Raw genomic sequence first — 11,427 nt, forward strand, 5'->3', positions numbered from 1 at the left:
CATGGACCTCGCCCTCGATGGCAGACACGCCCTGGTCTGCGGCGGTTCCGACGGCATCGGCCGCGCCGCCGCGCACGAGCTGGCCCTGCTCGGTGCCGACGTCACCGTGCTCGCGCGCCGCGCCGAGGCCCTGCAGGACGTCGTCGCCGCCCTGCCCCGCCGCGACGCGCAGCAGCACGGCTGGATCGCCGCGGACATGGCGCAGACCGACGCCCTGCGCGCGCAGGCGCAGGCGCTGGCCGCGGGCAAGCCGGTCCAGATCCTGGTCAACAACACCGGCGGCCCGCCCGGCGGCCCGGCGCACAGCGCCGAGGTCGCGGCGTTCCTCGACGCGTTCCACCGCCACCTGGTCGCCAACCACACGCTCGTGCAGGCATTGCTGCCGGGCATGCGCGCGGCCAACTGGGGCCGGATCGTCAACGTGATCTCGACTTCGGTGAAGGAGCCGATCCCCAACCTCGGCGTCTCCAACACCATCCGCGGCGCGGTCGCCAGCTGGGCCAAGACCCTGGCGCGCGAACTGGCGCCCTTCGGCATCACCGTCAACAACGTGCTGCCCGGCTACACGCAGACCGCGCGCATCGCGCAGATCGTCGCCGAGCGCGCGCGCAGCAGCGGGCAGCCCGAGGAAGCCATCCTCGCCGGCATGCGCCAGGCGGTGCCGGCCGGGCGTTTCGCGCAGCCGGCGGAAATCGGCGGCGCGATCGCGTTCCTGTGCTCGCCGGCGGCGGCCTACGTCAACGGCATCAACCTGCCGGTGGACGGCGGGCGCACGCTGTCGCTCTGAGCGCGGCGGCGGCCCCCAGACGGGCCGACGCCGTGCCCCGACCGGCTCGTCGCCCCGCCCCGCCGCGCGACGCGGCGGACCACACCCCGGCGGGCCGCACCCTCCCCGCTTGAGCCGCGCCAGGCGCAGGCCGCCCGCCAACCGACGCCCGCCGCCGCGCCCATCGCCGCGTCCATCGGCGTGTCCGCCGCCGGCGCATGCGGCCCGGACAAGGCGCAGCGCGGCGCGCGCCGCGCAACGCCCTGTCCCGCCGCCGCGCCTTTGTCCGTCCTACCCAGGGAGGGCGCAGGGGGGTCGCCTCCGGGCTCACGACCCCCGGGCGCTGCCGCCCCCGGCCGCGTCGGCATTGCGTCCGCGCGCCGCAGCCACGCCCGCCCGCTTGCGAGGACGCCATCGTGAACCCGTCGGCTCGACGCATCCTCCAGCACAGCGGTCTCCCGGAGCTGGTCAAGGCCGTATCCAACCGCCATCGGCCCGGCACCCGGCCCAATGTCTTCCTGATGGCCACGCCGCGTTCCGGCTCGACCTGGCTGATGGAACTGATCTGGAGCCAGCCGGGCTTCAAGTGCTGCGACGAACCGCTCAACCTGCGCCGCCCGGCGGTGCGCCGGGCCAGCCGGATCGCGTCCTGGCGGGAAATGGAAAGCGCGGCCGGCGCGGCCAAGATCGAGCGCTACTTCCGCGCCATCTGCGACGGCCGGCTGCACAGCGTCGATGCCCTGCCCTCGCGCGGCAAGTACCACCGCTTCCGCACCGACCGCATCGTGTTCAAGCTGCTGCACGGGGCCGAAAGCCGGCTCGGCGCGCTCGCCGCGGACTGCAACGCGCGCGTGGTGGTGCTGCTCCGGCACCCGATCGCGGTGAGCCTGTCGCGCAAGGAATTCCCGCGGCTCGACGCGTTCCGCAACAGCGTCGTGTCCACGCGCTTCGATGCCGGGCAGCTGGCGCTGGCCGACCGGGTGCTGGCCGACGGCAGCGAACTGGAAAAAGGCGTGCTGGCCTGGTGTTTCCAGAACGCGCTGGTCCTGCAGGGGCGGCAACCGGACTGGACGGTCGTCAGCTACGAGCAACTGGTGCTCGATCCCGAACCGCTGGTGGCGCAGCTGGTGGAGCGGCTGCAGTTGCCCGACCCGGCGCGGATCTTCGCGCATCTCACCGAAGCCGCCGGCAACAAGGGGATGTCGGACCCGAACACCCAGCAACTGCTGGCCGAGCAGGCCGCGGGTCGGCTGGCGCACAAACAGGCGCTGGTGGAAAAGTGGCGCGCGCGGGTGACGCCGGAGCAGGAAACGGCGGCGATGGCGCTGCTGGACGCGTTCGGCCTGGATGCCTACCGCGCCGGCCGGCTGCTGCCGACGCCGCGCTACTGGATCGGCGGCGCCCCGCCCGCGCTGGCCTGAGCGACTGCGCGCCAGCGGCGCACGCATCCCCGCCACCGGCAGCGCGCCGGCCGAGCGCACCGCGCCGCACCCGGCCACGCTGCCGCCTCGGCGCGGCATCCGTGCCGCAGCGACGCCACATCCGCTGCCGTATCGACCGCCTGCACCGCTGCGTCGGTTTCACGCACGCGTTAAGCTTGGCGGATGCAGTTGCCGCACTGGATCGACGGACAAGCGTGCGCACCGGCCGACGGGCGCTGGCTGGACGTGTTCGATCCGGCCACCGCCGCCCCCTACGCGCAGGTCGCGCGCGGCGGCATCGCCGACGTCGAGGCCGCGGTCGCCGCCGCGCAGCGCGCCTTTCCGGCGTGGTCGGCGCTGCCGGGCAGCGAGCGCGCGCGCTGGCTGGAACGGCTGGCCGACGCGCTGGAAGCGCAGCTGGAAGCGTTCGCGCAGGCCGAATCGCGCGACGGCGGCAAGCCGATCGCGCTGGCGCGCGAAGTCGAGATCCCGCGCGCGGTCAGCAACCTGCGTTTCTTCGCGCACGCAGCGACGCAATTTTCCAGCGAATCCCACCACGGCCAGGCGGGCCTCAACTACACCCTGCGGCAGCCGCTGGGCGTGGTCGCCACGATTTCGCCGTGGAACCTGCCGCTGTACCTGTTCACCTGGAAGATCGCGCCGGCGCTGGCCGCGGGCAACACGGTCGTGGCCAAGCCGTCGGAAGTCACGCCGCATACCGCGACCCTGCTGGGCGAGCTCGCCGCGCGGATCGGCTGGCCCCCGGGCGTCCTCAACATCGTCCACGGCCTCGGCCCGGAAGCCGGCGAGCCGCTGCCGGCGCATCCGCAGGTCAAGGCGATTTCCTTCACCGGCAGCACCGCGGTCGGCCGCCGCATTGCCGGCATCGCCGCCCCGCTGCTGAAGAAAGTGTCGCTGGAGCTGGGCGGCAAGAACCCGACCCTGGTGTTCGCCGACAGCGACTGGCGCGCGCAGCTGCCGGCGATCGTGCGTTCGGCTTTCCAGAACTCCGGCCAGATCTGCCTGTGCGGCTCGCGCCTGCTGGTCGAACGCGGCATCTACGCCGAGTTCCGCGACGCGTTCGTCGCACGCGTGCGGGCGTTGCGGGTCGGCGCGCCGGCCGATACCGACACCGAGCTCGGCCCGCTGGTGTCGCGGGCGCATTTCGACAAGGTCGTGGCCGCGATCGCGCGCGCCCGTGCCGAAGGCGGCCGCGTGCTTTGCGGCGGCGAGGTCCTGCCGCACCCGGGCTGGTTCGTGGCCCCGACCGTGCTCGAGGGCCTCGGCCCGGACTGCGCGACCAACCGCGAGGAGATCTTCGGCCCGGTCGCCACGCTGCAGGCCTTTGACAGCGACGACGACGCGCTGGCGCTGGCCAATGCCGGCGACTACGGCCTGTCCGCCAGCGTCTGGACCCGCGACCTCGACCGCGCCCACCGCTTCGCCGCGCAACTGCGCGCCGGCATCGTCTGGATCAATGCCTGGCTGCTGCGCGATCTGCGCACCCCGTTCGGCGGCATGGGCCAGTCCGGCCTGGGCCGCGAAGGCGGCCTGGAAGCCATGCGCTTTTTCACCGAGCCGCGCAACGTCTGCATCGCCCTTCCCCCCACACAAGGATGAACCACTCCCGATGAAGAACGAACTGGAATCCCTGCTGCGCCGCAACCGCGGCTGGGCCGAACGCATCGAACGCGAGGACCCCGGCTTCTTCGAACGCCTGTCCAAGCAGCAGGCGCCGAAGTACCTGTGGATCGGCTGCTCGGATTCGCGCGTGCCGGCCAACCAGGTCATCGACATGGCGCCGGGCGAGGTCTTCGTCCACCGCAACATCGCCAACGTGATGGTGCACACCGACCTCAACTGCATGTCGGTGATCCAGTTCGCGGTGGACGTGCTCAAGGTCCGCCACATCCTGGTGGTCGGCCATTACGGCTGCGGCGGCGTCGGCGCGGCGCTGCACGGCACCCGCGTCGGCCTGGCCGACAACTGGATCCGCCACGTCGGCGACGTCGCGCAGAAGCACGCCGCACTGATGGAGCGGGTGCCGCAGGCCGAGCGCCACGACGTGCTGTGCGAGCTCAACGTGATCGAGCAGGCCGAGAACGTCGGCCTGACCACCGTGATCCGCGACGCCTGGGCCCGCGGACAGGACCTGGCGATCCACGGCTGGGTCTACAGCCTCGCCGACGGCCTGGTCCGCGACCTCGGCATGGACGTGTACGCGCCCGACGCGCTGACCCCCGTCTATGCGCAGGCGTTGCAGCAACTGCGCGAGCGGCACGGAATCGCGACATGAGCGCTGGCGGCATCCGCGCCGGCAACGCGCCCAGAGCCGTGGGCCATTACCCGCATGCGCGCCGGGTCGGCAACCTGCTGTTCCTGTCCGGCATCGGCCCGCGCGACCCGGGCGACGACTCCATCCCCGGCAACGAATATTTCGCCGACCACCGCGTGCGCAAGTACGACATCCAGGCGCAGACCCGTGCCGTGCTGGCCAATGTCCGTCGCGTGCTGGAAGCCGGCGGCGCGCGCTGGCAGGACCTGGTCGACGTCACCGTGTTCCTCACCGACATGGCGCGCGACTTTCCCGCCTACAACGCGGTCTGGGCCGAACATTTCCCCGACCCGGCCACCGCCCCCTGCCGCACTACCGTCGGCATCGCCGCGCTGCCCACGCCGATCGCGATCGAGCTCAAGTGCATCGCGGTCGTTGCGGACGACCCATGAAACCCCGTTCGTCCTGAGCGGCGCGCCGCAGGCGCAAAGTCGAAGGGCCCTTCGACTCCGCCCGCTGCACGGGCTACGCTCAGGGCGAACGGCAACACAGGAAAGCAAGATGCTGCCCGCACCCATCAACCTCCAGGCCTGGATCGAGGAGCACCGCCACCTGCTGAAACCGCCGGTCGGCAACAAGTGCATCGTCGACGACGACTACATCGTGATGATCGTCGGCGGCCCCAACGCCCGCACCGACTACCACTTCGAAGACGGACCGGAGTTCTTCCACCAGCTCGAAGGCGAGATGGTGCTGCGCATCCAGGAGGATTTCGACGGCGAGCGCGGCACGCCGCGCGACATCCCGATCAAGGCCGGGGAAATGTTCTACCTGCCGCCGCATGTGCCGCACAGCCCGCAGCGCATGCCCGGCTCGGTCGGCCTGGTGATCGAGCGCAAGCGCCTGGCGCACGAGGACGACGCGCTGATGTGGTTCTGCGTCAACTGCAACCACAAGCTGTACGCGGAGTTCTTCCACCTGGTCGACATCGAACAGGATTTCTTCCGCGTGTTCGAGCGTTTCTACCGCGACGACGCCCTGCGCACCTGCAAGCAGTGCGGCACCCTCAACCCGCGGCCCGACCGCTACGAGCCGCCGGCCGATCCGCAGGCGGGCACCCCCTGATGGCTGGAAGCGCTTGATCCGCATGCCTCTGCCGTCCGGCGCGCGGCACTCGGAATGCCGTCGCCCCGCAACGCAAGCCGCCAAGATCTCGACCGCGGTCTAGAATCCTCCCATGCTCAAGATCGACGTCCACGCCCACTACCTGCCGCGCGACTGGCCGGACCTGGCCGCCAAGTACGGCGACAACCGCTTCCCGGTGATCCACCACGGCAAGGACGGCCGCCACCGCATCTACAAGGACGGCAAGTTCTTCCGCGAACTGTGGCCCAACACCTGGGACCCGGACGAGCGCATCGCCGAGTACGCGCGCTTCGGCGTGCAGGTGCAGGTGATCAGCACCGTGCCGGTGATGTTCAGCTACTGGGCCAAGCCGCACCACGCGCTGGAGCTGCACGCCGCGCTCAACGAGCACATGGCCGACACCCTGCGCGCGCACCCGCGCCACTACGCCGGCATCGGCACGGTGCCGCTGCAGTCGCCGCGGCTGGCGATCCAGGAGCTGGAACGCTGCATCGAACAGCTCGGGCTGCAGGGCGTGCAGATCGGCAGCCACGTGGGCGACTGGAACCTGGACGCGCCGGAGCTGTTTGATTTCTTCCAGGCCGCCAGCGACCTGGGCGCGGCGATCCTGATCCACCCTTGGGACATGATGGGCGCCGACTCCATGCCCAAGTACTGGCTGCCGTGGCTGGTGGGGATGCCGGCCGAGCAGTCGCGCGCGGCCTGCTGCCTGGTGTTCGGCGGCGTGCTGGAGCGGCTGCCGGAGCTGAAGGTGTGCCTGGCGCACGGCGGCGGCAGCTTCCCCTACACCATCGGCCGCATCGAGCACGGCTTCCGCATGCGCCCGGACCTGGTGGCCACCGACAACTTCCGCAATCCGCGCGACTACCTCAAGCGCCTGTACTTCGATTCCTGGGTGGCCGACGAGCGCGCGCTGCGCTACCTGCTGGACGTGGCCGGCGCCGAACGGGTGATGCTGGGCACCGACTATCCGTTCCCGCTGGGCGAACAGACCCCCGGCGCCGGGATCGACGCGCTCGGCCTGGGCGCCGCCGAACAGGCGCGGATCTACCACGGCACCGCGCTGGAATGGCTGGGCCTGCCGGCGTCGAGATTCGCGTGACCGTCGCGGCCGACGCCGCTCCTACCGCAAGCAGGAACCGATGACCGACTTGTTTTCCGACGCATACGCGCTGGCGCAGGACGCCGCCGACCCGCTGTCGACGCTGCGCGCGCAGTTCCACGTCCCGCGCCACGGCGACGGCGAGCAGGCCTATTTCTGCGGCAACTCGCTCGGCCTGCAGCCGCGCGGCGCACGCGCCGCGATCGACGAGGTGATGGACAAGTGGGCGCGCGAGGCGGTCGAGGGCCACTTCCGCGAGCCGGCGCCCTGGATGCCCTACCACGCGCTGGTGCGCGACGGCCTGGCGGCGGTAGTCGGTGCGCAGCCCGCGGAGGTGGTGGCGATGAACTCGCTGACCGCCAACCTGCACCTGATGCTGGTGAGCTTCTACCGGCCCACGCGCGAGCGCCCGGCGATCCTGATGGAGGCCGGCGCATTCCCTTCCGACCGGTATGCGCTGGAATCGCAGATCCGTTTCCACGGCTTCGACCCGACCACCGACCTGATCGAGCTGCAACCCGACGAGCCCGAAGGCACGCTGTCGATGGCCGCGATCGCGCGCGCGATCGCGCAGCACGGCCCGCGCCTGGCGCTGGTGCTGTGGCCCGGCGTGCAGTACCGCACCGGGCAGGCGTTCGACCTGGCGGAAATCGCCCGGCTCGCGCACGCGGCCGGCGCGGTCGCCGGCTTCGATTTGGCGCACGCCGTCGGCAACCTGCCGCTGCAGCTGCACGACGCCGATGCCGATTTCGCGGTCTGGTGCCACTACAAGTACATGAACGCCGGGCCGGGCGCGGTCGGCGGCTGCTTCGTGCACGCACGCCACGCGCGCAGCGAGCGGCCGCGCTTCGCCGGCTGGTGGGGCCACGACCAGGCCAGCCGCTTCCGCATGGGGCCGGCGTTCGTGCCCACGCCCGGCGCCGACGGCTGGCAGCTGAGCAATCCGCCGATCCTGGGGTTGGCGCCGCTGCGCGCGTCGCTGCAGCTGTTCGCGCGCGCCGGCGGCATGGAGGCGCTGCGCGCGCGTTCGCTGCGCCTGACCGGCTACCTGGAAGCGCTGATCCGCGAGCGCCTCGCCGATACCCTGCAGATCGCCACCCCGCACGAGCCCGAACGCCGCGGCGCGCAACTGTCGCTGCGCGTGGCCGGCGGCCGCGAGCGCGGCCGCGCCCTGTTCGAGCACCTGGCCGGCCTGGGCATCCTCGGCGACTGGCGCGAGCCCGACGTGATCCGCATCTCCCCGGCGCCGCTGTACAACAGCCACGCCGACATCCTGCGCTTCGCCCGCGCGGTCGCGGCCTGGCGCGACTGATCCGGCCCACCGGCACCCAGGCACAGGCAGCGACATGGCAGACAGCAGACACCTCACCATCGTCGGCGCCGGCCTGGCCGGGGCGCTGCTGGCGATCCTGCTCGCGCGCCGCGGCTGGCAGGTCGACGTCTACGAGCGGCGCGGCGACCCGCGCGTGCACGGCTACGCCGGCGGCCGTTCGATCAATCTCGCGCTGGCCGAGCGCGGCCTGCACGCCTTGCGCCAGGCCGACGCCGACGGCGCGGTGCTGCAGCGCGCGGTGATGATGCGCGGGCGCATGGTGCATCCGCTGCACGGGCAACCGCAGCTGCAACGCTACGGTCGCGACGACAGCGAAGTGATCTGGTCGGTCAGCCGCGGCGAACTCAACATCGCCCTGCTCGACGCCGCCGAGGCCGCCGGCGCGGTGCTGCATTTCGACCGCCGCCTGGAGCAGGTCGATTTCGACGCCCGCATCGCCACCTTCCGCGGCGAGGGCAGCGCGCATCCGCGCCCGTTCAACGCCCTGCTCGGCTGCGACGGCGCCGGCTCGACCCTGCGCGCGGAAATGGCGCGGCGCCAGGATCTGGGCGAACGCACGCAGTGGCTGGACCACGGCTACAAGGAGCTGGAGATCCCGCCCGCAGCCGACGGCAGCTTCCGCATCGAAGCCAACGCCCTGCACATCTGGCCGCGCGGCCGCTACATGTGCATCGCCCTGCCCAACGACGAGAAGACCTTCACCGTCACCTTGTTCATGGCGCTGCATGGCGACGGCGCGAGTACCGACCCCGATTTCGACCGGGTGGTCACCGGCGCCGACGCGCGCGCGCTGTTCGCCCGCGACTTCCCCGACGCGCTGCCGCTGATCCCGCGCCTGGAACACGACTTCGAGGCCAACCCGACCGGCACCCTGGCCACGCTGTACCTCGACCAGTGGCACCTGGGCGGCGAGGCGGTGCTGCTCGGCGACGCCGCGCACGCGATGGTGCCGTTCCACGGCCAGGGCATGAACTGCGCGTTCGAGGATTGCGTTGCACTGGCGCAACAGATCGAGGACCACGGCGAGCTGGCGGCCGCGTTCGCCGCGTTCCAGGCGCAGCGCAAGCCCGACGCCACCGCGATCCAGCAGATGGCGCTGGAAAACTACATCGAGATGCGCGATCTGGTCGACGACCCCGCGTTCCTGCTGCAGCGCGAGCTGGAGCTGGCGCTGCAGCAGCGCCATCCCGGCCGCTTCGTCCCGCACTACGCGATGGTGACCTTCATGCGGATGCCGTACGCGCAGGCGCTGCAGCGCAGCGAGATCCAGCGCGAAATCCTGGTGGCGGCCACCGCCGGGCGCGACACGCTCGACGGCCTCGACTGGGCCGCGGTCGACGCCCAGGTGCTGGCGCGATTGTCGCCGCTGGCTGCGGCCTGACACGCCGGTCGCAGGGCATGCGATCCTGCCCGCGCACGCTGGCGCCCCGCTGCGGTGCGCGGCCGGCCCGCAGCGCCGACTGCCGCGGCGCGGCTCCCGTTCCCTCCCGCTCCGGCTCCTGACGCATGCCCGCCAGCTTCCTGTTCTACGACCTGGAAACCTTCGGCAGCGACCCGCGGCGCTCGCGCATCGCTCAGTTCGCTGCCATTCGCACCGACGCAGCGCTGCACGAGATCGACGCGCCGATCAGCTTCTTCGTGCAGCCCGCCAACGACCTGCTGCCGTCCCCGGGCGCGACCCTGGTCACCGGCATCACCCCGCAGCGCGCCCTGCGCGAGGGCGTGCCCGAAGCCGAAGCTTTCGCCCGCATCTTCGAGGAGATGGCGCGGCCGCAGACCTGCACCCTGGGCTACAACTCGCTGCGCTTCGACGACGAGTTCGTGCGCCACGGGCTGTTCCGCAACTTCCACGACGCCTACGAGCGCGAATGGAAAGCCGGCAACTCGCGCTGGGATCTGCTCGACGTGATGCGGCTCGCCCACGCGCTGCGCCCCGACGGCATCGCCTGGCCGCGGCGCGAGGACGGCGCCACCTCGTTCAAGCTCGAGCACCTGGCGCAGGCCAACGACGTGCGCGACGGCGACGCGCACGAGGCGCTGTCGGACGTGCGCGCGCTGATCGGCCTGGCGCGCAAGCTGCGCACGTCCCAGCCCCGGCTGTGGGACTACGCCCTGCGCCTGCGCGACAAACGCTACGTCGCGCAACTGCTGGACCCGGTGGCGATGGCGCCGGTGCTGCATGTCTCGCAGCGCTATCCGGCGGCGCGGCTGTGCGCGGCCGCGGTGGTGCCGCTGGCCCGGCACCCGCAGATCGACAGCCGCGCGATCGTGTTCGACCTGGACAGCGATCCGGAGGCGCTGCTCGAGCTCGACGCCGAGACCATCGCCGCGCGCCTGTACCTGCGCGCCGAGCAACTGCCCGAAGGCCAGGCGCGGATCCCGCTCAAGGAGGTCCACTTCAACCGCTGCCCGGCATTGATCGCCTGGGGGCACCTGCGCGAGGCCGATTTCGCCCGGCTCAAGATCGATCCGGCGCTGGCTACGGCGCGCGCCGCGCGTCTGCGCGCCGCCGGCCCGGCGCTGGCCGAGAAGATCCGTCGGGTGTATGCGGTGGAGCGCGAGCGCGGCCCGGTGGACGCGGATGCCGCGCTGTACGACGGTTTCCTCGGCGACGGCGACCGCCTCCGCTGCCAGGAGGTGCGGGCCACGCCGCCACAGGCGCTGGCCGGGCGCGATTTCGGTTTTGCCGATCCGCGCCTGCCGGAGCTGCTGTTCCGCTATCGCGCCCGCAACTGGCCACAGACGCTGACCACCGCCGAACGGGAACGCTGGCACGCCTGGCGCCGGCTGCGGCTGCAACCCGGCTCCGGTCTGGCCGATCCGGATCTGGAGGGGTTCACGCGCGAACTGACAGCGTTGCGCGAGCAGCACGCCGGCGACGCCGCGAAACTGGCGTTGCTGGACGCGCTCGAGGACTGGCGTCGCACGCTGTTGCCATAGGCAGGCCCCGCAGGGGGTTACGTTGCCGCAATCGCGCGCAGGCGCGGCGCCAGCCGCGATCCTTTCCGGCCTGCATCCAACTCCGGGGGGTCGGCTTCGGGCACCGTCAAGTCGCCGCTCGAGGGCTGGGGCCGATGCACCCTCCTGACGACTGTCCTGTCTTCAAATCGGGGCGCAGTCCATCCATGGCCTGACTTCGAGTCATGGCCTGTCCTCGGGAGATCGGCTTCGGAGGGAGTCGCCGCCCGGCGGGCTGGGGGTGCTGCGCCCTCCTGACGACCTCCTGTCTTCAAGTCGGGGCGCAGGCCGCGCCGGACCTGACTTCGAACCATGGCCTGGCCTTGAGAGATCGGCTTCGGAGGGAGTCGCCGCCCGGCGGGCTGGGGGTGCTGCGCCCTCCTGACGACCTCCTGTCTTTAAGTCGGGTCGTGGACCCTCCATGGT

The 11,427-nt window shown here is 71.8% G+C and carries 10 protein-coding genes; all 10 read left to right on the forward strand.

Translation table 11 applies throughout. From position 1 onward, the window contains the following. Position 1: 1 nt before the first annotated feature. The 10 genes from D0Y53_RS06035 to sbcB all read left to right on the forward strand — a co-directional run bounded on the left by D0Y53_RS06035 (position 2) and on the right by sbcB (position 10,983). Positions 2-787 (forward strand): SDR family oxidoreductase, encoded by a 786-nt coding sequence (locus D0Y53_RS06035; RefSeq protein WP_117202300.1) that lies wholly within the window; start codon positions 2-4, stop codon positions 785-787. Positions 788-1,182: 395 nt separating this feature from the next. Then, positions 1,183-2,187, forward strand: coding sequence for a sulfotransferase (locus tag D0Y53_RS06040; protein ID WP_158550591.1), 1,005 nt, complete (start codon positions 1,183-1,185; stop codon positions 2,185-2,187). 183 nt (positions 2,188-2,370) lie between these two features. Then, the gene (locus D0Y53_RS06045; protein WP_117202302.1) at positions 2,371-3,807 is read left to right on the forward strand and encodes an aldehyde dehydrogenase; all 1,437 of its coding nucleotides are present in this window, start codon (positions 2,371-2,373) and stop codon (positions 3,805-3,807) included. 10 nt (positions 3,808-3,817) lie between these two features. Then, complete coding sequence (gene can / locus D0Y53_RS06050; RefSeq protein ID WP_117202303.1) at positions 3,818-4,483, forward strand: carbonate dehydratase; 666 nt, start codon at positions 3,818-3,820, stop codon at positions 4,481-4,483. Continuing rightward, entirely contained in the window at positions 4,480-4,914 is a 435-nt protein-coding gene (locus D0Y53_RS06055; protein WP_117202304.1) for a RidA family protein, read from the forward strand. Before can ends, D0Y53_RS06055 begins: the two co-directional genes overlap by 4 nt. 109 nt (positions 4,915-5,023) lie before the next feature. Further along, entirely contained in the window at positions 5,024-5,587 is a 564-nt protein-coding gene (locus tag D0Y53_RS06060) for a 3-hydroxyanthranilate 3,4-dioxygenase (RefSeq protein WP_117202305.1), read from the forward strand. Positions 5,588-5,699: 112 nt separating this feature from the next. After that, the gene (locus D0Y53_RS06065; RefSeq protein ID WP_117202306.1) at positions 5,700-6,710 is read left to right on the forward strand and encodes an amidohydrolase family protein; all 1,011 of its coding nucleotides are present in this window, start codon (positions 5,700-5,702) and stop codon (positions 6,708-6,710) included. Positions 6,711-6,750: 40 nt separating this feature from the next. Beyond that, the gene (gene kynU, locus D0Y53_RS06070) at positions 6,751-8,022 is read left to right on the forward strand and encodes a kynureninase (protein WP_117202307.1); all 1,272 of its coding nucleotides are present in this window, start codon (positions 6,751-6,753) and stop codon (positions 8,020-8,022) included. Positions 8,023-8,056: 34 nt separating this feature from the next. After that, the gene (locus tag D0Y53_RS06075; RefSeq protein WP_117202308.1) at positions 8,057-9,424 is read left to right on the forward strand and encodes an FAD-dependent oxidoreductase; all 1,368 of its coding nucleotides are present in this window, start codon (positions 8,057-8,059) and stop codon (positions 9,422-9,424) included. A gap of 125 nt (positions 9,425-9,549) precedes the next feature. Next, positions 9,550-10,983 carry an exodeoxyribonuclease I gene (sbcB, locus tag D0Y53_RS06080; protein WP_117202309.1) on the forward strand — a complete coding sequence of 478 codons (1,434 nt, stop codon included), beginning with the start codon at positions 9,550-9,552 and terminating at the stop codon, positions 10,981-10,983. Positions 10,984-11,427: the final 444 nt, after the last annotated feature.

Origin of the sequence: Cognatiluteimonas weifangensis (assembly GCF_003416885.1) — a bacterium.
Lineage (GTDB): Bacteria > Pseudomonadota > Gammaproteobacteria > Xanthomonadales > Xanthomonadaceae > Cognatiluteimonas > Cognatiluteimonas weifangensis.